18 protein-coding genes are annotated in these 23263 nt (G+C 73.5%); 8 read left to right on the forward strand and 10 right to left on the reverse strand.

Going from position 1 to position 23263, the window contains the following annotated elements:
- Window positions 1-24: 24 nt before the first annotated feature.
- From AMO33_RS26180 to AMO33_RS26195, 4 genes are read right to left on the reverse strand one after another with little or no spacing between them, the layout of a single operon-like run.
- On the reverse strand, window positions 25-1794 hold the full coding sequence (locus AMO33_RS26180) for an NTP transferase domain-containing protein (protein ID WP_060594634.1): 1770 nt from the start codon (window positions 1792-1794) through the stop codon (window positions 25-27).
- A 31-nt stretch (window positions 1795-1825) separates the two neighbouring features.
- Entirely contained in the window at window positions 1826-2569 is a 744-nt protein-coding gene (locus tag AMO33_RS26185; RefSeq protein ID WP_060594635.1) for a VOC family protein, read from the reverse strand.
- Window positions 2570-2608: 39 nt separating this feature from the next.
- Entirely contained in the window at window positions 2609-2905 is a 297-nt protein-coding gene (locus AMO33_RS26190; protein WP_011211076.1) for an MGMT family protein, read from the reverse strand.
- Window positions 2906-3691 carry an alpha/beta fold hydrolase gene (locus AMO33_RS26195; protein WP_011211075.1) on the reverse strand — a complete coding sequence of 262 codons (786 nt, stop codon included), beginning with the start codon at window positions 3689-3691 and terminating at the stop codon, window positions 2906-2908.
- A gap of 125 nt (window positions 3692-3816) precedes the next feature.
- On the opposite strand from AMO33_RS26195, the gene AMO33_RS26200 reads away from it, so the two are divergent.
- Entirely contained in the window at window positions 3817-7725 is a 3909-nt protein-coding gene (locus AMO33_RS26200) for an ATP-dependent DNA helicase (protein ID WP_240327317.1), read from the forward strand.
- The gene (locus tag AMO33_RS26205) at window positions 7722-11276 is read left to right on the forward strand and encodes an ATP-dependent DNA helicase (protein WP_060594636.1); all 3555 of its coding nucleotides are present in this window, start codon (window positions 7722-7724) and stop codon (window positions 11274-11276) included. Before AMO33_RS26200 ends, AMO33_RS26205 begins: the two co-directional genes overlap by 4 nt.
- Before the next feature lie 4 nt (window positions 11277-11280).
- Here the strand turns inward: AMO33_RS26205 and AMO33_RS26210 are convergent, their stop codons facing one another.
- Window positions 11281-11676, reverse strand: a complete 396-nt coding sequence (locus AMO33_RS26210) for a DoxX family protein (protein ID WP_060594637.1) — start codon at window positions 11674-11676, stop codon at window positions 11281-11283.
- A 142-nt stretch (window positions 11677-11818) separates the two neighbouring features.
- On the opposite strand from AMO33_RS26210, the gene AMO33_RS26215 reads away from it, so the two are divergent.
- Both AMO33_RS26215 and nudC read left to right on the forward strand, forming a co-directional pair.
- The gene (locus AMO33_RS26215; protein WP_011211071.1) at window positions 11819-12880 is read left to right on the forward strand and encodes a potassium channel family protein; all 1062 of its coding nucleotides are present in this window, start codon (window positions 11819-11821) and stop codon (window positions 12878-12880) included.
- A 44-nt stretch (window positions 12881-12924) separates the two neighbouring features.
- A complete protein-coding gene (nudC, locus tag AMO33_RS26220) occupies window positions 12925-13824 on the forward strand; it encodes an NAD(+) diphosphatase (protein ID WP_060594638.1) in 900 nt (299 codons plus the stop codon).
- A gap of 78 nt (window positions 13825-13902) precedes the next feature.
- Here the strand turns inward: nudC and AMO33_RS26225 are convergent, their stop codons facing one another.
- On the reverse strand, window positions 13903-14133 hold the full coding sequence (locus AMO33_RS26225; RefSeq protein ID WP_041561313.1) for a mycoredoxin: 231 nt from the start codon (window positions 14131-14133) through the stop codon (window positions 13903-13905).
- Between the two features lie 99 nt (window positions 14134-14232).
- Here AMO33_RS26225 and AMO33_RS26230 point away from each other — a divergent pair, with 99 nt between their 5' ends.
- From AMO33_RS26230 to AMO33_RS26235, 3 genes are all read left to right on the forward strand, one after another.
- Window positions 14233-16383: an ATP-dependent DNA helicase UvrD2 gene (locus tag AMO33_RS26230; RefSeq protein WP_060594639.1), complete on the forward strand. Its 2151-nt coding sequence runs from the start codon at window positions 14233-14235 to the stop codon at window positions 16381-16383.
- Between the two features lie 125 nt (window positions 16384-16508).
- Window positions 16509-16790 carry a hypothetical protein gene (locus tag AMO33_RS31775; RefSeq protein WP_139337531.1) on the forward strand — a complete coding sequence of 94 codons (282 nt, stop codon included), beginning with the start codon at window positions 16509-16511 and terminating at the stop codon, window positions 16788-16790.
- A 154-nt stretch (window positions 16791-16944) separates the two neighbouring features.
- A complete protein-coding gene (locus AMO33_RS26235; protein ID WP_011211067.1) occupies window positions 16945-17250 on the forward strand; it encodes a WhiB family transcriptional regulator in 306 nt (101 codons plus the stop codon).
- A gap of 136 nt (window positions 17251-17386) precedes the next feature.
- On the opposite strand, the gene AMO33_RS26240 is transcribed toward AMO33_RS26235, so the two are convergent.
- The 3 genes from AMO33_RS26240 to AMO33_RS26250 form a co-directional block, all read right to left on the reverse strand.
- Window positions 17387-18730 (reverse strand): ABC1 kinase family protein, encoded by a 1344-nt coding sequence (locus tag AMO33_RS26240; RefSeq protein ID WP_060595161.1) that lies wholly within the window; start codon window positions 18728-18730, stop codon window positions 17387-17389.
- A 211-nt stretch (window positions 18731-18941) separates the two neighbouring features.
- Window positions 18942-19811, reverse strand: coding sequence for a TOMM precursor leader peptide-binding protein (locus AMO33_RS26245; protein ID WP_060594640.1), 870 nt, complete (start codon window positions 19809-19811; stop codon window positions 18942-18944).
- Window positions 19812-19900: 89 nt separating this feature from the next.
- A complete protein-coding gene (locus tag AMO33_RS26250; RefSeq protein WP_060594641.1) occupies window positions 19901-21313 on the reverse strand; it encodes a zinc-dependent metalloprotease in 1413 nt (470 codons plus the stop codon).
- A 106-nt stretch (window positions 21314-21419) separates the two neighbouring features.
- Between AMO33_RS26250 and AMO33_RS26255 the strand changes: the two genes are divergently transcribed.
- Window positions 21420-22445 carry a YlbL family protein gene (locus AMO33_RS26255; protein ID WP_060594642.1) on the forward strand — a complete coding sequence of 342 codons (1026 nt, stop codon included), beginning with the start codon at window positions 21420-21422 and terminating at the stop codon, window positions 22443-22445.
- Between the two features lie 30 nt (window positions 22446-22475).
- Here the strand turns inward: AMO33_RS26255 and AMO33_RS26260 are convergent, their stop codons facing one another.
- Entirely contained in the window at window positions 22476-23057 is a 582-nt protein-coding gene (locus tag AMO33_RS26260; RefSeq protein ID WP_041560363.1) for a PPA1309 family protein, read from the reverse strand.
- Window positions 23058-23263 lie beyond the last annotated feature (206 nt).

Genomic DNA, 23263 nt, shown 5'->3' on the forward strand with positions numbered 1-23263 from the left:
GCCGTTCGGGACGGCAACCGGGCATCAGCGGGGCAGGGGCAGGATCTCCACCGGATCACCGTCGCGGGCGCCGGGCGCGACGACGGCCAATCCGTCGCGATCGATCAGGCCGCCGAGATGGGCGGTGCGCACCGCGGCGTCGCCGAGCCAGCCGCCCTCGGCGGCGCGCGCGGGCACGACGCGGGTGACGGGTGCGGCGACCGCGGCCGCGTTGGCGAGCGGAACGAGCAGCGGCCGCGGCGGCTGCGCCCCGGTGCGGGCGGCGACGAGCGCGGGGGTCAGCGCCAGTGCGGTCGCCACGGCGGCGAACGGATTCCCGGGCAGCCCGAGAACTGTTGTGCCGGAATCTGTTTCGGCGACGATGGTGGATCCGCCCGGGCGCATCCGCAGGCGCGGCACCACGATCGTCGCGTCCGCCCGGTCCAGCGCACCGCGCAGCTGGTCGGCCGCGCCGCGCCCGGTCGCGCCGACCACCACCAGCAGATCGCAGTCGTCCGCGGCGGCCAGCACCTCGTCGAAACCGTTCGGGGTGTCGCGCAGGTGCACCAGGTCGACGGTGCGCACCCCGCAGGCGGTGAGCAGATCGGGCAGGACCGGCCCGATCGAGTCACGGGTCTGCCCGGCGCGCAGCGGGCCCGTGCTGCGGATCTCGTCGCCGGTCACCACGATCCGGGCGCGCACCGGCCCGCGCACGGCGGCCTCGGTGACCTCCACGCTCGCGGCGGCCGACACCAGCGCGAGGGTGACCGGGGTGCCCGCCGAAGCGACCAGGTCGCCGACCTCGCGGTCCTCGCCGCGGCGGCGGATGTCCTCGCGCAGCGGGGTGTCGGGCAGCCGGTGCAGCAGCTGGTCGGGGGACAGCTCGGCGAACTCGTCGCGCACCACCCGGTCGGTGCCCTCCGGCACGTGCGCGCCGGTGGCGATGCGCACCGCCTCGCCGGGCCGCAACCCCGCGGGCCGCTGCCCGCCCGCGAAGCCGATGTCGCGGCGCAGGCGCCACGGCCCATCCCCGGCGACCGCGTACCCGTCCATCGCGGAGACGTCGAAGCGCGGCAGCGCCTCGGCAGCGGTCAGCGGCTCGGCCAGCGCGGCGCCCCGCGCGTCGCGCAGCACACCGCGGTGGACGGGCAGCGCGGTCAGTTCCGCCCGCAGCGCGGCCCGGGCCTGCGCCAGGTCGAGCGGTTCGCCCGCCCGCACGCGGGCCCGCCGCACCTCGTCCTCGGTGTCGCAGTCGGTCACGCCGTCGAGTTCGACGGTCACGCTGCCCGCGGGCACCAGCGCCTTCATCGGCTGGTTCACCACCGAGTCGAGGCCGTCGAGCGCGGCGCGCAGGGCCGGGCGCCGCCACACCCCGGCGAGATACTGCGGCCGCCCGGAACGGTCGGCGGCGAACACCGCCTGCGCATCGGAATCGGCTGCGACGCGCAGCAATTCGGCGACGGTCGCGCCGGTGAGGAAGGGCATGTCGGCGGCGAGCACGACGACCAGCGGCGCCGCCGAGTCCGCCAGTGCCCGCAGCCCCGCCTCGATCGCGGCCACCGGCCCCGAGCCCGGCGGAGACTCACGTACCTGGCGGATATCCGGATCCAGGCCGGGGCGGTGCGGCCCGACCACCACCCGCGCCGCGCACCCGGCGACGGCCGCGAGCGCCGCCTCGAGCATCGAGCGGCCACCGACCATCAGGCCGGGCTTGTCCACGCCGCCCATCCGGCTGGCGCGCCCGCCCGCCAGCACGATCGCGTCCGCGGGTGTCACCGGGACTGCTCCGGCGCGTAGCACGACATGGTGGCCCATGCTATCGGCCGTCGCGGCGCCGAGCGCTGCGTCATACGCCCGTGTAGTCGGCGGCGGCGCGCAGCAGACAGAACTCGTTGTGCTCGGGATCGGCGAGAACGGCGTGCGGCGCCCGCGGGGCGGGGATCACCGCGGTGGCACCCGCGGCGCGGAGCCGGTCGAGCTCGGCCTCGTGGTCGTCGGCGAAGGCGGCCAGGTCCAGGTGCACCCGACTGCCGCGGCCGTGCGCGTCGTCGCCGCGGACGAAGGCCAGCCAGGCACCGAGGTCGGTCGCGGCGCGCAGCGCCACCGTCGCGGAGCTGCGGTAGCGCACCGGCCAGCCGCAGGCCGTGGCCCAGAACTCCGCGAGCCCAACCGGATTCACGGTGTCGACGACGATCGCGGCCACCGCGCCGGTGTCGACGAACTGCTCGCGCTGCTCCAGCACACAGAACACGTTGCCCTCGGGATCGGCGAGCACCGTCCACGGCACCGCACCCTGTCCGATGTCCACGCGCCGCGCGCCCAGCGCCAACGCCCGGTCCACCTGTAGCTCCTGATGGGCGCGCGAGCGGCTCACCAGGTCGACGTGGATGCGGTTCTTGCCCGGGTCCACGGGGCGCTCGGCGGCCAGGAACGTCAGCGCGAGATCCACCCCGGCCGGGTCCGGCGCGGCCACCTCCACCAGGCCGGGCCGGTCCAGCAGGACTGTCCAGCCGAGCAATTCGGCCCAGAATCCGGCCAGCCGACGCGGCTGCCGCGCGTCGAAGGCCACACCCGCCACTCGAACCGACATCACTCCACGGTAGCGCCCGGTTCGCGTTTCGAGAACGGGTCACTCGAGGGGGAACCGGGCCGCGCGCAGGTCGACGCGGCCGTCCCGGACCGGGACGCCCTCGGCGACGAGCAGGCCCAATTGCCGGTGCGCCAGGTGCGCCGCGGGCTTGCCGCCCGCGCCGACCACCCGGTGCCAGGGCAGGTCGGCGGCGTCGGTGCGCATGATCCAGCCGACCGTCCGCGGGGTGGACAACCCGGCCGCGGCGGCCAGGTCGCCGTAGGTCACCACGCGGCCCGGCGGGACGCTCGCGACCAGCTCGCGCACCCGCTCGATCTGCGCCTCGGAGGTGGGCATTCAGAGCAGCCCGCGGATCAGGGCCGCGGTCTCGGCGGGACGGGCCAGCGGAACCATGTGGTCGCAGTCGAACTCGTGGATGGTCAACGCGGGCCCGAGCCGCTCGGCCAGTGCCGCGCGGAAGGCCGGGGTGACGAACGGCGGCTGCACCAGCATCGCCTGCACCAGCACCGTGGGCAGGCCCGCGGGCGGCAGCACGAACGGTCGCGCCAGCTGACCCCAGTACGAGGTGACCGCGGGCAGGCTCAGCCGCCAGCCGACCCGGCCAGGACGCGTGGGCACCAGGTGCTCGTCGAGTTCGGCGTCCAGCAGCCGCGGTGCCACGTCGTGCCAGGCGCTGGCCAGCTTGTCGCGGCGGGCGGCGGCCACGTCGGGATAGTCGGGTTCGTCGAGGGTGCGCTGGGCGATGTCGGCGAGCCGGTCGGGCTGGATCGCGATCGCCGGGTCGAGCAGCACGAGCGCGCGGACGAGGTCGGGATGGCGCGCGGCCAGGTGCACGCCGGTCGCGCCGCCGAAGGAGTGGCCGGCGACGAGGACGGGCCCGTCCGTCTCGGCCCGCAGCAGTTCGGCCAGATCGGCCACGACGGTCTCGAAATCCCACGGCGGCAGCGCGGTGGAGCGTCCGTGACCACGCAGGTCGGGGGCGATGATCCGCACGTCGGGCAGGTGTTCCTCGGCGAGCGCCGCCCAGCGGGCGCCGTGTCCGGTCAGGCCGTGCAGGGCGAGCACCACCGGCGCGTCCGGTGGCCCGAAGCGGTGAACGTGAAGGGTCGACACGCGCACCATTGTGTCCGCCGGCGCGCGGCGGGGCTCGGCCCGGTGGTGACCGGGGCGACCGCCGGCGGGCCGTGCCGGCGATCGTGTCGGCCCGGTCTGTTGCAATAGCCCGCGTGGTGCGATCGGATAGCGCGGTGCGACTGGTTCGCCGGAACGTCACAGCACCCAGGGCCCGGCTCTGGGGCGCCGAGGTGCGCCCGCTGCTCGCCGCGATCGCCGGCCCGCCACCCGCCCGGCCCCGCTGGCGGCCCTGGCAGGTGCTCGGCGGACCGGGCACCGGCAAGACGGCGTTGCTGGTCGACCTGGCCGCGGGCCGGATCGCGGCGGGCGCCGACCCGGCGTCGGTGCTGGTCCTCACCCACTCCAAACAGGCGGCGGCCGACCTGCGCGACGCCGTCACGGTGCGGCTGGCCGGGCACGACAGCCCGACCGGCGGCGTGCCCGGCGCCACCACCGAACCGTTGGTGCGCACCCTGCACTCCTACGCTTTCTCGGTGCTGCGCAGGCACGCGAGTGCGCACGGCAACCCGCCGCCGCGTTTGCTGACCGGTGCCGAGCAGGATGCCGTGCTGCGCGAGATGCTGCGCGGTGACCTCGCCGACATCGCCGAGGGCGCCACCGGCTTGTGGCCGCAGCGCCTGCACGCCGCACTCGGCCTGGACGGATTCGCCCAGCAGTTGCGCGATCTCATGCTGCGCGCCACCGAGCGCGGGCTGGGCCCGGAGGATCTGGAGCGGTTAGGTCGCGAGCACGACCGGCCCGAATGGGTGGCGGCGGGCCGGTTCCTGCTGCGATACGAACAGGCGTTGCTGTTGCGCTGGTCGGTCGGTGTGGAGGCACCCGAGGCGACCGCGCCCGCCCTCGACGCCGCCGAACTCCTCGGCGCCTGCCTGGACGCGCTGGCCACCGACGCGGAACTGCTCGCGGCCGAACGGGCCAGGATCCGCTACCTGTTCGTCGACGACGCCCAGCACCTCGATCCGCAGGCGGCCACCCTGATCCGGGTGGTCGGCGCCGCCGCGCACACCGCCGTCGTCGCGGGCGACCCCGACCAGGCCGTGTTCACCTTCCGCGGCGCCGACGCCCGGTTCGCCGCCGACCCCGGCGCGCCCGCGGACCGGCGGGTGGTGCTGCGCGAGAACCACCGCAGCGGACCGTCGGTGCGGCTGGCCGCCGCCAGGATCGCCGCGAAACTGCCCGGCGCCGCGCCGCATCGGCCCGCGGTGGCGGCGGAGTCCGGCGGCGGTGACGGTGTCGCCGTGCGGGTGCGGGTGCTGGCCACCCCCGCCAAGGAAGCGGCCCTCATCGCCGACCACCTGCGCCGGGCGCACCTCACCGGCGGGGTGCCGTGGTCGCGGATGGCGGTGATCGTGCGCTCGGTGCCACTCTCGCTCGCGCCGCTGCGCCGGGCGCTGCTGGCCGCCGGGGTGCCGGTGCATCAGCCGGCCATCGACATGCCGCTCGCCCGGCGCCGCGGGGCGGCGTGGCTGCTGCTGGCGTTGCGGGCGCTGCTGGCCGGCGAACGTGAGTGCAGCGCAACGCTTTTCACCGCCGACGACGCGCTCGACCTGCTCGCCGGACCGCTGGGCGGCGCGGATCAGATCAGCCTGCGGCGGCTGCGGCGCGGGATCCGGCGCACGGTGCTGGCCCGGGAACGATCGCGGGGGGCCGCGGGATCCGGGCTCGCGTCCGGCGCGACCGGGCAGACGGCGCTGTTCGAATTGCCGGAGTCGACGGGGGGTTCCGCCGGCGCGGATGCGCGGCAGCGCGCCGAAACTCCGGCAGAGCCGGATGCGGACGGGTACACGAGCGCGCCCCCGGTTCCATCGGGCGGCGTGGCCGGCGGACCGGACGTGGGCGGCGCGACCGGGGTGGCCGGCATGGCCGACGGGTGGGATGGCGAGGACGGCGGCGGTGCGTCCGGCGGGTCGGAGGTCGACGGCGCGGCCGGGCCGGCCGACGGGTGGGACGGCGGCGTGCCCGGGGTGGCTGACGGGTGGGACGGCGAGGACGGCGGCGGTGCGACCGGCGCGGCTGACGGGTGGGACGGCGAGGACGGCGGCGGTGCGGCCGGCGGGTCGGAGGCCGACGGCGCGGACGGCCTCGCCGACGCCCGTCCCGATCTGCTCACCGACGAAAGCGACTGGCGCGACACCGATCTGGAGTGGGGGCTGGAAGTCGCCGAGGTCGCCGACGACAGCGCGGCCTGGCAGCAGGCGGGCGGACGCATCGCCCCCACCGACGACCCCGCCCCGGCCGGGCCCGCCGCCGACGATCACCGCGGGCTCATCGACCAGTCCTCCGCCGAGGTGCTGCGCGGCCTGCTCGTCGGGGTTGCCGACCCGGCACTGCTCGACGGTCTCACCGAGGTCGAGTCCGCGCCGCTGCGCCGGGTGCTGCGCGCGCTCGACCGGGCGCGCGCGGCCCGGCGGCGCGGCGCGGGACTCGAAGACGTGCTGTGGGCGCTGTGGACCGCCTCCCGGCTGGAGCGCCGCTGGGTGGCGCAGTCCGAACGCGGCGGTGCGGTGGGGATGCAGGCCGACCGTGATCTCGACGCGGCCGTCGGCTTGTTCGACGCGGCCGCCGCGTATGTGGACCGGCTCCCGCGCGCGGGCATCGAGGGATTCGTGGAATACCTTTCCCAGCAGGAAATTCCGCACGACACCCGCCCGCTGACCACCCCCGGTGAGGAAGTGGCGCTGCTCAGCGCCCACGCGGCGGCCGGACGCGAATGGGACGTGGTGGCCGTGGCGGGCGTGCAGGAGGGCATCTGGCCCAACCCTCGCCCGCGCGGCACCCTGCTGCACACCGAGGATCTGGTGGATCTCCTGGCCGGGGTCGGTGGGGCGGGCGAGCACGTCAGCCGGTCGGCGCCGATCCTGGCCGAGGAACGCAGGTTGCTGCTGGTCGCGTGCAGCCGGGCCCGGCGCTCGCTGCTGGTGACCGCGGTGGAATCGGTCACCGGCGACCGGGATCTGGTGCCCTCCCGGTTCCTGGCCGAACTGCTCGGCCACGACGAGGACGGCGAACCGGGCGTCCTGCCGGTCGTCGACCCCGGCCGCGCCCTGGTCATGCATTCGCTGGTCGCCGAATTGCGCGGCGCGGTCTGCGATCCCACCGCCGACCCGGAACGCAGGCGCCGCGCGGCCTTCCAGCTGGCCCGCCTCGCCGACGCCGGTGTGCGCGGCACCGCGCCCGAGGAGTGGTACGGCACCGCCGAACTGAGCTGTGCGGACCCGCTGTGGTCCGAGGAGGACGACGCCGTCGTCGCCCTGTCCCCGTCCACCGTCGAGCAACTGCGCACCTGCCCGCTGCGGTGGGCCCTCGAGCGGCACGGCGGCACCGACGGCGACAACCCGCACGCGGTGAAGGGCAGTCTGGTGCACACGCTGGTGCAGGCGCTGGCCGGGCGGGTGCCCGAGGCGCAGGTGCGCGCGGCGCTGGACAAGGCATGGCGCGCCATCGATCCCGGCGACGGCTGGCATTCGCGTCAGGAACGCCGCCGCACCGAGGCCATGCTGGAGACCTTCCTGGCCTGGGTCCGCAACACCCGCGGCGAACTCACCCAGGCCGGGGTCGAGGTGCCGGTGGACTGCGTGCTGCCCGCCCGCAGCGAGGACGAACGGCCGGTGCGCATCCGCGGCCGTATCGACCGGCTCGAACGCGACGAATTCGGCCGGTTCGTCATCGTCGACGTCAAGACCGGCAAGAACCCGATCAGCAAGCAGGCGGCCGCCGACCATGCCCAGCTGGCCACCTACCAGGTCGCGGCCGCCTCGGGCGCACTCGACCCCGAGGGCGAACCCGGCGGCGCGCGGCTGGTCTACGTCGCCAAACCGCACACCAAGGAGGGCGCCACCCAGCGCATGCAGGACCCGCTCGACGCGGCGGCGCTCGACAGCTGGCGCGACACCATCCACCAGGCTGCCGCGGCCACCCGGGGCCCCAGCTACCTGGCCATGCGCAACGACGGCTGCCGGCACTGCGCCGTCGCGGGCTGCTGCCCGGTGCAGGACGCGGGCCGGCAGGTGACCGACGAATGACCGTCTCGCCGCACCGCATCGCCGACGCGCTCGGCCTGCCGCCGCCCACCGACGAGCAGGCCGCCGTGATCGCCGCGCCGCCCGGCCCGACCCTGGTGGTCGCGGGCGCGGGCGCGGGCAAGACCGAGACGATGGCCGCGCGGGTGGTGTGGATGGTCGCCAACCGGCTGGTGCTGCCCGAGCAGGTGCTCGGCCTCACCTTCACCCGCAAGGCCGCGCAGCAGCTCACCGCCCGCATCCGCACTCGGCTGGCCCGGCTGGCCGGATCGGCGCTGCTGCGCGAGCTCGACTCCGGCGGTGAGCTGCGCGCGCAACTGGCCGGCGCCGAACCGGAGATCAGTACCTACCACTCCTACGCCGGCCGCCTGCTGAGCGAACACGGCCTGCTGCTGCCGGTGGAACCCTCGGCGACGCTGCTCACCGAGACCCAGCTGTGGCAGCTCGCGCACCAGGTGGTGCGGAACTGGGACGGCGACCTGGACACCGAACGCACGCCGGTCTCGGTGACCGAGGCCGTGCTCTCGCTCTCCGGTCAGCTGGCCGAACATCTGGTGGAGCCGGAAGAACTCGCCGAAGCGCACGCCGAACTGGAGAAATTGATCAACACCCTGCCCGCCGGACCGCGGCAGCGCGGCGGGCCGAGCAAGGCGTTGCGCGACATCGTGCGCGTGCAGCACGAGCGCGTCGCGTTGCTGCCGCTGGTCCGCGCGCTGAACGATGCCCTGCGCCGGCGCGGGGCGCTGGACTTCGGCGCGCAGATGTCGCTGGCGGCGCGGCTGGCCGCCGAGCATCCCGAGGTCGCCCAGGCCGAGCGTGGCCGGTTCCGGCTGGTGCTCCTGGACGAGTACCAGGACACCGGCCACGCGCAACGGGTGCTGTTGGCGGCGCTGTTCGGCGGTGCCGCCGGCGATCCCGAGGGGACGGCCGGTGGGCGTGCGCCCCGGCCGGCGGTGACCGCGGTGGGCGATCCGATGCAGTCGATCTACGGCTGGCGCGGCGCCTCGGCGGCCAACCTGCCCCGGTTCGCGACCGACTTCCCCTGTGCGCCAGGTGTTCCCGCGCCGATCCTGCCGTTGTTGACGAGCTGGCGGAACCCGCCGGAAGCGCTGGCGCTGGCCAACCTGGTGGCCGAGCCGCTGCGGCAGGCGGCACGCGAGGCCGGTGGCGCCACCGTGGACGCGCTGCGCGCCAAACCCGGTGCCGAACCGGGTGTGGTGGCATTGGCACTCACCGAGACCGTGGTGGACGAACGCGGGTGGGTGGCCGAGCGCATCGCCGCCGAATGGGCGGCCCGGCGCGCGGCGGGCGAACCGCCGCCCACGTCGGCCGTGCTGGTGCGGCGTAACGCCGACGCCGCGCCGCTGGCCGAGGCGTTGCGCGAGCGGGGTCTGCCGGTCGAGATCGTCGGACTCGGCGGTCTGCTCGCCACGCCCGAGGTCGCCGACATCGTCGCCACGCTGCGACTGATCGCCGAACCGGCGGCGGGCAGCGCCGCACTGCGGGTGCTCACCGGTGCCCGCTGGCGGATCGGCGTCGCCGATCTGGCCGCCCTGTCCCGGCGGGCCAGGGAACTGTCGGTCGTGCGCACCGACACCGCCGTGGGCGCCGAGATCACCGACGGCGCCGCGCTGGAGGCCGCGTTGCGCGAGGTGGCGCCCGAGCCGGTCGAGCAGGCCGGGCTGGCCGACGCCATCGCCGATCCCGGTCCGGCGGAGAACTATTCGGCCGCCGGCTATCAGCGCATCGAGGCACTCGGCCGCGAACTGGCCGCTCTGCGCGAGCGCAGCGGCCAGCCACTGACCGAACTGGTCGCCGATGTGGAACGCACGATCGGCGTCGGCGTGGAGACCCAGGCGCGCCGCGCCGTGCTCGGCGCGGGCGCGGGCCGCGAGCATCTGGACGCCTTCGCCGAGGTCGTCGCGGGCTACGCCGCCGACCCCGGCGCCTCGCTGGGCGGACTGCTCGCCTTCCTGACCGCGGCCGAATCGGTGGAGAACGGGCTCGAGCCCGGCGAGGTGGAGGTCGCCAAGGACCGGGTGCAGGTGCTCACCGTGCACGCCGCCAAGGGGCTGGAATGGGAGATCGTCGCCGTCCCGCACGTGGTGCGGCGCGTGTTCCCCTCCGGCACGGCGGGCGGCACCTGGCTCGGCGCGCTGCCCGAACTGCCCACCGCGCTGCGCGGCGACCGGGTGGCCGAGGACGCCGCCGAGGGCGTGCCGGTGCTCGACCTCACCGACCTCTACGACCGCGCCGACCTGGAACGTGCGCTCGCCGCGCACAAGGCGGCCCTCGAGCGCCGCCGGATCGACGAGGAACGCCGCCTGTTCTACGTCGCCCTCACCAGAACCGAACGCGTGCTGCTGGTTTCGGCGCACCACTGGGCCGAGACCGGCGACCCGAAGGGCCCCTCCGACTTCCTGCTCGAGCTGAAGAGCGCCGCGGAAACCCCCGACGGCCCCGCCCACGGCGCCGTCGAGATCGCCCGCTGGGACGACCCACCGCCGGTCGACGCCGTGAACCCCTTCGCCGACAACCCGGCCACCGCCGAATGGCCGCGCGACCCCCTCGGCCCTCGCCGCGACCCGGTGGAACAGGGCGCCGCCCTCGTCCGCACCGCCCTCGCCGAACTCCGTGCGCCCACCGGGCCCCGTGCTCCCGCTGTGCCCCGTGCCCCCGCTGTGCCCCGCCCCGCGCCCCGTCATACGCCGACGGTACCGCCCCCTACCGACACGAACGGCGCGCTCCCATCGGCGCCGAACGACGGTGTGCCGCAACCGCAGTCACCCGACCTCGACCCGGTCGTCACCGACGTGCCCACCGATCCCGACGACCCCGAGGGCTGGGCCGCCGACGTGGACGCTCTGCTGGCCGAGCACGAGGCGACCGTGCGGGCGGCCCGCGAGGTGGAACTGCCCGGGCAGCTCCCGGCGACCGCGCTGGTGGAGTTGCGCGCCGATCCGGCGAAGCTGGCGCGGCGGCTGCGCAGGCCGCTGCCGTATCCGCCGAACCCGCTGGCGCGGCGCGGCACCGCCTTCCACGCGTGGGTGCAGCGGTGGTTCTCGGGCACCCGCCTGCTCGGCTTCGACGAGTTGCCCGGCGCGGGCGAGCCGGATCCCGGGGAGGCCGCCGCGGACGCCGAGCTGGCGCGCATGCAGGACGCGTTCCTGAATTCCGCCTGGGCGCACCGCAGCCCGATCGACGTGGAGGTCCCGTTCGAGACCTCCATCGCCGGTACCGTGATCCGCGGCCGGATGGACGCGGTGTTCGCCGAGCCGGACGGCCGCTGGGTGGTGGTGGACTGGAAGACCGGCGCCGAGCCCGACCCCGGCGACGAACCCGCGGTCGCCATGCAGCTGGCCATCTACCGGCTGGCCTGGGCGCGGTTGATGGCGGCCAGGACCGGCGGCGACGAGCAGGCGATGCTGCACCGGGTCGACGCCGCGTTCCACTACGTGCGCAGCGGCCGCACCATCGCGCCCGCGGACCTGCCCGGCCCGGACGAACTCGCCGAACTCATCCGGGCCGCCGCCCCGCCCCGCGAGGGGGAGTGACGGCTCAGCCGCGCGCGACCCGGCGGGCCGCGGCGACCAGCGGCCACTGCAACGGCAGCCGCACCAGGCTGCCGATCTTCAATGCCCGCGGCGCCTTCTCGTTGCCGAGCACGTCCACGGCCATCTGCACGTTGGCCGGGAACACGGCCACGAACAGCATCGCGGCCAGCCTGCCGCCGAGCCGGCGGGTCCGCGGCACCGCGAGGGCGGCGGCCACGCCGAGTTCGGCGACCCCGGAGGCGTAGGTGTAGTCGCGGGCGCGCCCGGGCAGGGCGCGCGGCACGATCGCGTCGAAGAAGCCCGGGCGGACGAAATGCATGACGCCCGCCCCGACGAGGATCGCCGCCAGGGTGAGCGCGGGCCCGCGGCCGTCGCCGGACGGAATCGAATGGTCTGCCATGAGCAGTCACCTTCCCATTCACCCGGTGTTCGCGTCGAGTCCCTTCCCCCTCGGCCCGACCCGGTAGGCTCCGGTCGTGTGCCGGAGGGAGAACAGTGCCGTGGACGACGGTGCGTGGCGCCGATGACCGCGGGTGAGTGCCATGCTGGGTGATTTCGTGGACCGCAGCCGGGCCGGCCTCACCAGCCGCCCCGACTTCACGCTGGTGGGCGTGCTGCGTATCCCGGAAGGTGCGGTGAGCCCGTGGGTTTCGCTGACCAGGCGGATCATCGCCGCCGTCCTGCTGCTGTTCGGCGCGGCCCTGGTGGTCTACATCGGCCGCGACGGCTACCGGGACAACACCGGCGACGAGTTGTCGTTCCTCGACGCCTTCTACTACGCCACGGTCTCGCTGTCGACGACCGGTTACGGCGACATCACCCCGGCCTCGCCGCAGGCGCGACTGGTGAACATCATCGTCATCACCCCGCTGCGGATTCTGTTCCTCATCGTGCTCGTCGGTACCACCATCAGCGTGCTCACCGAGCGGTCCCGGCAGGCGTTCAAGATTCAGCGTTGGAGGCGCAGCGTGCGTAATCACACGGTGGTCGTCGGCTACGGCACCAAGGGCCGCACCGCGATCGATGCCATGGTCGGCGACGGCGTGCAGCCCGCCGACATCGTGGTCGTCGACACCGACCCGATCGCGTTGGAGGCCGCGGCCAACGCGGGCCTGGTGACGGTGCACGGCTCGGCCACCCAATCCGACGTGCTGCGGCTGGCCAGCGTGCAGAACGCGGCCTCGGTGATCGTGGCCGCCAACCGCGACGACACCGCGGTGCTGGTCACCCTGACCGCGCGGGAGCTGAACAAGACCGCCAAGATCGTCGTCGCCATCCGCGAGGCGGAGAACATCCACCTGCTGCGCCAGTCCGGCGCCGACTCGGTGGTGGTGTCCTCCGAGACCGCGGGCCGGTTGCTCGGCATCGCCACCACCACCCCGACGGTGGTGGAGATGATGGAGGATCTGCTCACGCCGGAGGCCGGTTTCGCCGTCGCCGAGCGCGAGGTGGAACCGAGCGAGGTCGGCGGCTCGCCCCGGCACCTGCGCGACATCGTGCTCGGCGTGGTGCGCGGTGGCGAACTGATCCGCGTCGGTGAGCCCGAGGTCGACGCCATCGAGGCCGGCGACAAGCTGCTCTACATCCGCCGGGCGGGCAAATGACACACGCCGGGGCGTTCGTCTCCGGACGGAAGTAGTCTCTAGGCGTGTCGTTCCAACTCAACGGTGTGCCCGTGCTGTCGCGTTTCGCCGGGGATCGGGCGGAGACGCTGCGCTCCGACGAACGCGCGCTGAAGGAGGGCTGGGCCGAAGCGCTGCTGCTGCGGGTGGACAAGCGCGGGCGGGTCCGGTTCGCCGACGGGGCGCTCGTCCTCGATCCGGCGGTCGAATTCGCGGCCGAGCCGCACCCCGCCGCGGTGTTCCTCGGCGTCACCGAGGGCAGGCACCTGTGGGCGGTGCGCGCCGACGAGCTGCCCGGCCCGCTGACCGATCTGCGGGTCGCGGCGCTGGAACTCGACGACTTCACCGCGGGCGTGCTCGCGACCGCGCTCGCCCTGCTGAACTGGCACGACAAGGCGGCCTACAGCGCGCACGACGGCACCGTCACGACGGTGTCGCGGGGCGGCTGGTCGCGGTTGACCGAAGCCGGGCAGGAGGAATTCCCGCGCATCGATCCGGCGGTGATCTGCCTGATCCACGACGGCGGTGACCGGGTGTTGCTCGGGCGCCAGGCCGTCTGGCCCGCGGGCATGTTCTCGCTGCTGGCCGGGTTCGTGGAGGTCGGCGAGTCGCTGGAACGCTGCGTCGAGCGCGAGGTGCGCGAGGAGGTCGGCATCGATGTGCGCGACATCCACTACCTGGGCAGCCAGCCGTGGCCGTTCCCGCGCTCGCTGATGCTCGGATTCGCCGCGGTGGGCGACCCGGAGCAGGAGCTGGTGTTCTCCGACGGTGAGATCGCCGAGGCGCACTGGTTCACCCGCGCCGAGGTGCGCGAGGCGCTCGAGCTGGGGGACTGGAGCGCGAAACGGGAGGGCGCGCGGCTGCTGCTGCCCGGCTCGATCTCCATCGCCCGCACCATCGTCGAATCCTGGGCGGCGCTGGACTGAGCCGCCCGCGGCGGACGGCCGCCGACACGGCCGATCCCGCGCGGTGCGGCGCGGGATCGGTCGAGGTGGCTCCGATGGTCAGCCGAGGGCGGCGAGCTTCTCCTTCACCGCGGCCAGCGAGGGATTGGTCGCGGTCGAACCGTCGGCGAACTTCACGGTCGGCACCACGTGGTTGCCGTTGTTCACGCTGCCGACGAATTCGGCCGAGGCCGGATCCTGCTCGATATCGATCTCCACATAGCTGATGCCCGACTCCTCCAGCTGCTTCTTGAGCCTGCGGCAGTAGCCGCACCAGGTGGTGGAGTACATCGTCACGGCGGGGTTCACATCGGTCACAGCCGATACAACGCGCTGTGGTCCGGTCCTGTTCCACATCCCGCCGCCCCGGTGGTGTCGGGGCGGACTGCCATGATGGTGACCGTGCCCGCCCTCGATCTCGCCGCCCTGGACCCCGAGCAGGCCGCCGCGGTCCGCGCACCGCGCGGGCCGGTGTGTGTGCTGGCCGGCGCGGGTACCGGCAAGACCAGGACCATCACCTACCGCATCGCGCACCTGGTCGAGGCAGGCCACGTGAAGGCCGAGCAGGTGCTGGCGGTCACCTTCACCGCACGGGCGGCGGGGGAGTTGCGGGGCAGGCTGCGCGCGCTCGGCCTGGGCGGCGCCGCCAACCAGGTGCAGGCGCGCACCTTCCACGCCGCCGCGTTGCGTCAGCTCAAGTACTTCTGGCCGCAGGTCGTCGGCGAGGTGCCGTGGCGGCTGCTCGAGGCCAAGTTCCCGGTGGTCGCCCAGGCCGCGCACCGCGTCGGCCTGTCCACGGCCACCGAGAGCGTGCGCGATCTGCTCACCGAGATCGAGTGGGCGAAGTCCTCCCTCGTCGCCCCCGAGGACTATCCGGCCGCGGCCGCCGCCCACCACCGCGACATCCCCTACGACGCCGGGCGCATCGCCGCGGTCTACACCGCCTACGAATCGCTGAAGACCACACCCGAGGGCCTGCTGCTCGACTTCGACGACCTGCTCCTGCACACCGCCGCGGCGCTGGAGGACTTCCCCGCCGTCGCCGACGAATTCCGCGGCCGGTACCGCAGTTTCGTCGTCGACGAATACCAGGACGTCACCCCGCTGCAACAGCGGGTACTCGACGCCTGGCTGGGCGAGCGCGACGACCTCACCGTCGTCGGCGACGCGAACCAGACGATCTACTCCTTCACCGGCGCCACCCCGTCCTACCTGCTCGACTTCTCCCGCCGCTTCCCGGACGCCACGGTGGTGCGGCTCGAGCGCGACTATCGCTCCACCCCGCAGGTGGTCTCGCTGGCCAACCGCGTCATCGGCGCGGCCCGCGGCCGCATCGCCGGTACCCGGCTGCAACTGGTCGGCCAGCGCCCCGACGGGCCGGAACCGGAGTTCGCCGAATACGACGACGCCCCCGCCGAGGCCGCCGCGGTCGCCGCGAAGATCGAGCGGCTCGTCGCGGCGGGCACCCCGCCCGCGGAGATCGCGGTGCTGTACCGGATCAACGCGCAGTCGGAGGCCTACGAACAGGCACTGACCGAACGCGGCATCCCGTTCCAGGTGCGCGGCGGCGAAGGCTTCTACCAGCGTGCCGAGGTGCGGCAGGCGCTCGGGGCGCTGCGGCAGGCCGCGTCTCGCGACGATCTGCCCGACGAGGCGCGCACGGGTGCGGCCCTGGTGCGGTTGGTGCGCGCGGCCCTGGCCCCGGTCGGGCTCACCGCCACCGAACCGGCGGGCGCGCAGGCCAGGGAGCGCTGGGCATCGCTGACGGCCCTGGTGACCCTCACCGAGGAACTGGTCGCCCACGACGCGGCGCTCGACCTGACCGGCCTGCTCCGTGAGCTGGCCGCCCGCGCCGAGGCCAGGCATCCACCGACGGTGCAGGGCGTCACGCTGGCCTCGCTGCACGCCGCCAAGGGCCTGGAATGGGATGCGGTGTTCCTGGTCGGTCTCACCGACGGCACGCTGCCGATCGCGCACGTGCTCGCCGACGACGGCTCGGTCGCCGATGTCGCCGCCCTCGAGGAGGAGCGCAGGCTGCTCTACGTCGGTGTCACGCGGGCGCGGGAGTACCTGCGGCTGTCCTGGTCGCTGTCCCGCACCGAGGGCGGCCGTCGCTCGCGCAGGCGGTCGCGCTTCCTCAACGGCCTGGTCCCGGACGACTCGCCCGCCTCGCGCGTGGCCGCGCCCGCCATGCGGCCCTCCGAGGTGAACCGCCCGCGCTGCCGCGTGTGCGCGAAGCCGCTGATCGGCACCTACGCGACCATGCTCGGCCGGTGCCGCCGCTGCCCGGCCGAGGTGGACGCGGACCTGCTGGCCGCGCTGCGGGAATGGCGCGCCGAGAAGGCCGGCGAACTGGGGGTGCGGGAGTTCGTCGTGTTCACCGACACCACCCTCACCGCGATCGCCGAGCAACTGCCCGCCGACGACCGGGCACTGGCCGGTATCGCGGGCATCGGCGCGAAGAAGATCGTCGACTACGGAGCCGAGGTACTGGCGATCGTGGCGTCGCGAGTACGGTCGGGATCACAAAACCGCAGGTAGAAAATAGGTTGTCGGTTTCGCGGACAACGCATATGGTGGTTTCACGCACCGGGAGGGTATTCCGGCGCGCCAGTTTCGACACCTGATCCACCGATCGGCGACCAGTACGGAAGGGAGGCTCGACGATGAACGGCATCACCGAATTCGCTGTCAATGGCGTTGCGGTGTACAGCCCTGTCGCGGCCTCCCCGCGCTTTGTCGCGCACCGTTTCGGCGCGCAGCAGGGGACCGGTCTGTCCGAGATGCACGCGTTCGGCGTGATCGCTGTGGACAAGGCCGCCGCAGGCTGGCGACCGGCCGTTGCCGAGGCAGCAGCCGGTGTCGCCGCACCCATTTCGGCACGCCTGCGCAATGCCGACCATCCCGCGTCCGTGATCAGGAGTCGACACAGATGTCGACATAGGTAGGGGAACGCCCCGACCTCCCGGCCACGGATCGCACGACGCGAAACCGTGGCCATTTTTCTGTTTCGGCCCTTCAGCCGGCAGGCACCGGTTTCGCCCGACGAGAACGACCGCTGCAAACGAGCTGAAGGAGAACGACGTGTTCACCGCAGAGCGAATGACCTCCGCCACTGCTGACGTGACATGCCGAACCGTGGCCGGGAAGACCCCCGCCCGTGACATCGCGACGGTGCTGCCGTGCCGTGTCGAGGACCCCGACCTGTGGTTCGCCGAGAGCCCGGTCCAGTTGGAGCAGGCCAAGGCGCTGTGCGCGTCCTGTCCCATCCGCAAGGGCTGCCTGAGCGCGGCCATCGACCGGCGTGAGCCGTGGGGTGTCTGGGGCGGCGAGATCTTCGACCAGGGCGTCGTGATCGCGCGCAAGCGCCCCCGGGGCAGGCCCCGCAAGGTGGCGGTCCCGGCGTGAGGCCGGGCATGTCGCCCCTCCCTCCGTGCACTGCGGCCCGGCCGTCCACCCCGGACCGCCCGGCCCAGCTACGCGAAAGCAGACGAGCCGCTCACCCCTGTTTCCCGGTGAGCGGCTCGACTGCGTGCTCGAAACCTCAGCTGGCCGAGCGGTGTTCGCGCAGGCCCGGCAGCCAGGTGTAGGCCAGCTGCATGAACGGGATCTCGGCGTCGAGCTGGGCCAGGATGCCGACGGAGCCGCCGAGGACACGGAAGATCATCACGTAATCTGCGGGAAGTTGCAGTGCGCGAGCCGTTTTCATCTCCGCACTGGAGAAGTCGGTGGCCTTGCCCGCGACCCGCTGCATCCACCGGCGGGTGAAATGGAACGAGTCGGTGCGGATCGGGTCGGAGAACGGGCGCAGATAGTCGGCGATCTCCTGCTCGGTGACGGTGCGGCCCGGGATCACCCAGCCGTTCTCCTTCATCAACCGGGTCAGCCCGTCGTAGTCCTCCTCGACGGCCATCGCCAGCATCTGCCCGAGCACCTCGGGAAAGCCGTTCGGCAGCGGTGCGCAGGCACCGAAATCGATGACGGCCAGCTTGTCGTCGGGCAGCATCATGAAGTTGCCGGGATGCGGGTCGGCGTGCAGCAGGCCGACCGCCTCGGGCGCGGAGAAGTGGAAACGCCCCATCAGCAGCGCGACCCGGTTCCGCAGGTCTCTGGTGCCGGCCGGATCGGCCTGGCCCGCCTTGATGATCGCCGACACCGGTGTGCCGTCGAGCCATTCGCTGACGATCACCTTCGGGGCGCTGGCCACGACCTTCGGGATCACGATCTCGGGGTGCCCGTCGTAGGCCTTGGCGAAGGCGCGCTGATTGGCGGCCTCGTTGCGGTAGTCGAGTTCTTCCTCGGTGCGCTCGGTGATCTCGGCGAGGATCGGCTTGACGTCCGCGCCGGGGATCACCGAGGAGATCAGGCCGGTCATCCGCGACAGCGTCTTCAGATCGGCGCGCAACGCGTCGTCGGCACCCGGATACTGCACCTTCACGGCGACGGTGCGGCCGTCCGACCACACCGCCTTGTGCACCTGCCCGATACTCGCGGACGCGGCGGGCGTGTCGTCGAAGGAGCGGAACCGCTGCCGCCACTGCGTGCCCAGCTGCTGATCCAGCACCCGGTGCACGGTCGCGGCGGGCATCGGCGGCGCGGCGGCCTGTAACTTGGTCAACGCGTCGCGGTAGTGCTCACCGAATTCCTCGGGCACCGCAGCTTCCATCACGCTCAGCGCCTGGCCGAACTTCATCGCACCGCCCTTGAGCTCACCGAGCACGGTGAACAGCTGCTCGGCGGCCTTCTGGTTGAGCTGAGCGTTGATCTCGGTCCGATCGCCACCGGCCAGCCTCCGGCCGAAGCCGACGGCGGCTCGTCCGGCGATACCGAGCGGAATCTTGGCTAACTTGGCGTTTCGGGACGAGCCACGGCGCGCGATCTCTGACACCACCCCATCATGGCGGACGCACCCCCGGCTCTGCCACGACAATCCGGAGTTTTTCCCGGCACACGGGGCTGTCCGTTCGGTCACGTCGGCCACGTCACACCATCGCGCGATCCCTCGGACCAGATGCCCGACCAGCGCCTCGCGCAAGAAGCGAAACGCGAATCCGGCGCCAACACCCGGGCGGAGGGATTGCCGGCGCGGGGCGCCCCGCTCACGTCGCCGCCAGTAGCCGCAACCGGCGGCAGCCGCAGCGTGGGTGCGGGTCCCACGGGCGGTGATGCAGCTGATAGGTGTCGAGGTCCAGTTCCAGGGTCGCGTCCAGGGTGGCGGGGGCGCGGCGGGCCGAGCCCTCCACGATCGCCTCCAGTTCGCCCAGCGCCAGCGCGGCCGTGGCGGCGACGGCCGCGGGGGAGGCGTGCCCGACCCGGTCGAGCAGCTGGGCCGCCAGGTGTGGCCAGTCCGGGTCGTAGTCCGCCTTGGTGAGGTCGGCGCAGCGCAGACAGCTGGTCGCGCCGGGCAGCACGAGCGGGCCGACGATGCCCTTGCCGTCGCGCACCCGCACGTGGATGTGCGGAACGCGATGGATCACCAGATCGGCGACCAGGCGGGGATCGACGACGACGGTGTCGGTGAGCACCACCAGATCGGCGTGCGTTCCGCCCGCCGGTTTCTCGGGCCGGTAGCCGCGGGAGCGTGCCGCGCGCACACCGAGGCCGCGCAGGCCGGCGGTGACGGCGTCGGAAAGCGGTCCGAGGCCGTGCACACGCACGATTCGGACGTCACGGGGCCGCTCGCGCGGCGCGCGCAACAGCCCGGCGGCATCGATCTCGTCGAGCAGGGCACCGGCGCGCTCGGCGGCGATGCCGCCGCGCTCGGCCTCCCACAGGATTTCGGGCCGGGTCCGCAATCCGTCCAGCAATCGCAGGAAGCCGAGTACGGCGGCGGTGTCGAGCCCGGGCGGGTCGAGCAGCAGCGCGCGCTCGGGATCCCACCCGAGTTGCACCACACCGGAGGGGCGCACCAGCACCGTCACGCGCGGGTGCAGCATCGGGCCGAGCGGGCGGGTCGTCGTCAGCGTCATGCCCAGCAGTATGCGCAACGCCGATGCCGCGAACCGTTCCGAAAACCCTGGTTATCCACAGGGTTTCGGCTTGTGCACAGGACAGCGGATCAGGACTTGCCGGTGTCCTCGCCGGTCTCCGGAGAGTCGGCGCCGCCCTCGCGTTCGGCGCGTTCGCGCGCCTCGGTCTCGGCCAGCTGCGCGAGCGGATCGTCGAAGGCGGTCGCGCCGCCGCCGATCACCGAATCGATGAACCCGGCCGGGGAGTCGAGGTCGTCGGAGTCGGGCAGCAGGTCCGGATGCGCCCACACACCGTCGCGCTTCTCCACGCCCGCATCGGAGGTCAGCCTGCGCCACAGCTCCGCGGCCTCGCGCAACTTGCGCGGGCGCAACTCCAGGCCGACGAGCGTCGCGAAGGTCTGCTCGGCCGGTCCGCCGGTGGCGCGGCGCCTGCGCAGCGTCTCGGCCAGCGCGCCCGCCCCGGGCAGCCGGTCGCCCACGGCCTCGCCGACCACCACCTGCACCCAGCCCTCGATGAGCGCCAGCAGTGTCTCCAGCCGTTCCAGCGCCTGCTTCTGCTCCGGCGTGGTCTGCGGCTCGAAGGTGCCCTGCGCCAGCAGCTCCTCCAGCTTCGAGGGATCGGTCAGCGACATCGGATCGATGCTCTGGGCGGCCTCCTCCAACGCGGAGAAATCCATCTTGATGCCGCGCGCGTAGTCCTCCACCGCGCCGAGCACCTGCTGGCGCAGCCACGGCACGTGCGCGAACAGCCGCTGGTGGGCGGCCTCCCGCGCGGCCAGGAACACCAGGATCTCGCTCTCCGGCTGCTCGAGCCCGGCACTGAACTCCGAGATCGCCGACGGCAGCAGCGCCGCGGTGCCCGCGGGACCCAGCGGCAGGCCGATGTCGGTGGAGGTGAGCACCTCCTTGGCCAGCTGGCCGAGCGCCTGCCCCAGCTGCGAGCCGAACGCCAGCCCGCCCATCTGGCCGAGCATGCCCACCATCGGGGCGGCGAACTCGCGCGCCTCCGCCGGCAGCTGCGCGGTCCACATGGTCGAGACCTGCTCGGCGACCGGGTCGCAGAGTCGCTTCCAGGTCGACAGCGTCTGCTCGATCCAGTCGACCGGCGTCCACGCCACGGTCTTCGCCGCACCCGCGGGCAGCGTGGTCGCGCCGTCGAGCCACAGCTCGGCCAGGTGCGCGGCGTCGGCCACCGCCTTCGCCGAGCCCTGCGACACCGGCCCGGTCGCGGAACCGAGCTGCTGGCGGGCCAGCCGCTTGGCCACGTCGTAGTTCACCGGACCCGACTGCGCACCGCCCGGCGCCCCCATGCCGCTGAGCATCTGACCGAGGGAGGTCAGCATCTGACCCAGCTGCGCGGGATCGAAACCGGCGCCGCCGGGACCGCCGACGATGAAGCCGAACGGATTGTTCGCCCCGGGACCGATCGGTTCTTCGCCGCCGCGCTTGCGCGCGTCGTCGTCATCGTCGCGGTTCGAGAATCCGAACGGGTAGTCACTCATACTCCCAACGTTACGCGGGCCGCGGCGACGTGTGCGCTGGGACGGGCACGTATCCGGGGCCGTGCCGGGCCGTTACGCGGACAGCGAAACCTCTAGGGTGGGCGGGGTGAATCGTCGGATCCTCACGTTGCTGGCCGCCCTCGTCCCGGTGCTGGTGCTCGGTGTCCTCGGCACCGTGTTCACGGTGCCCTTCGTCGCGCTCGGGCCCGGGCCCACCTTCGACACCCTGGGCGAGTTCGACGGCAAGCAGGTCGTGGAGGTGAGCGGCGCCGAGCTGGACCCGACCACCGGACACCTGAACATGACCACCGTGTCGGTGCGCGACGGGCTCAACCTGTTCGAGGCCTTCGGCTTCTGGGCCAGCGGCAGGCACGGCATCGTCCCGCGGGCCGAGGTGTACCCGCCCGGAGTCCCGCGTGAGGAGATCGACCGCTCCAACGAGCAGGAGTTCAAGGACTCCGAGGGCGCCGCCGAAGTCGCGGCGCTGCACTACCTGCGGCTGCCCACGGTCGTGCTGGTACGCCAGGTGGGCGAGGAGAGCCCGGCCAAGGACGTGCTGCGGCCCGGCGACGAGTTCGTGAGCATCAACGGGGCACCGGTCACCTCCCCGCAGGACGTGGTGAACGCCGTCTCCTCGCAGCCCCCCGGCGCGCCGCTGACCGTGGTGTTCCGCCGCGATAACGCCGAGCAGACCGCCACCGTCACGCTGGCCGCCCGCCCGGACGACGCGAGCAAGGGCTTCCTCGGCGTCACCCCGGGCGAGGGCGCCCGGCCGCCGATGGACGTGACCTTCAACCTGGCCGACATCGGCGGCCCCTCGGCCGGCTTGATGTTCAGCCTCGCGCTGATCGACAAACTCAGCCCCGGCGAACTCGGCGGCGGCAAGTTCATCGCGGGCACCGGCACCATCGAGCAGGACGGCAAGGTCGGCCCGATCGGCGGCATCCAGTACAAGATGATGGCCGCGCGCGAGGCGGGCGCGGAAGCCTTCCTGGTGCCCGCGGCCAACTGCAACGAGGCACGGCAGCGCATCCCGGACGGGCTGCGGCTGGTGAAGGTGGAGACCCTCGACGGCGCCGTGCAGTCGCTGGCCGCCCTCGGCAGTGGAGGGGAAACGCCGACCTGCGGCTGACGCTGCGCTACCGCCTCCGGCCGCATCCGCTCAGTCGAGTGTGTGGTGGAGTGCCTCGATGACGTTCGGCGCCAGGTTGGGGTAGGTGCGCAGCTCGAGGTCGCCGAAGTCGTCGGCGTCGTCGTCGGGACGCAGTTGCAGCAGCGACAGCGAGGTGCCCTCGCGCAACACCGCGGCGAACAGCCGCGCCTCCCGCCGCTGCGGATGCGCCTCGGCCGCGGCGCGGGCGGCGGCGTCGGCCGCGTCGTGGTCGGCCAGCAGCGGGGCCAGCGCGTCGTCGAGGGTGCTCTCCGCATCCGGCGGCAGCACCACGATCTCCTGCACCAGCACGCAGCCGCGCACCGCGGGCGGCCAGGTGGTCGTCGCCAGGAACTCGTCGAGGGCCATCGACCCGCCGGTGATGTCGGCGGGCAGCGGCTCCTGCGCGATCGGGGTCAGTTCGTTGCCCTGGTCGAGCTCGTCGAGCAGGTTCGGCTCGGCGGCCACCAGGTCGGCGGTGGGGACCAGCGCGAACATCTGCGGCGGTCGGCCCCAGCCCTCGGCGTCGGCGAACTCCGCCACCTCACGGACGGCACGGGACAGAACGAGTTCGGCGTGCAGATCTGCGGTCACCCGGCCATCCTTGCACTCCCGGCCGGCCGGCGGCCGCGGAGCCGCGCAACCGAGACGCCGACGTGCCGGTCGTGACCCGCACGACGTACCGATGTCCGTTTTTCCGTAGAGTGGGCGCGGACGGTCCGCAAGGACCTACCGCAACGTCGGACTGCGGTGTCCCCGCCGGTATCGGTGCGGGCGCCGCCGGACCTTGGAGAGTGGCA

The organism is Nocardia farcinica (assembly GCF_001182745.1).
In the GTDB taxonomy this organism is placed as follows: Bacteria; Actinomycetota; Actinomycetes; order Mycobacteriales; family Mycobacteriaceae; genus Nocardia; species Nocardia farcinica.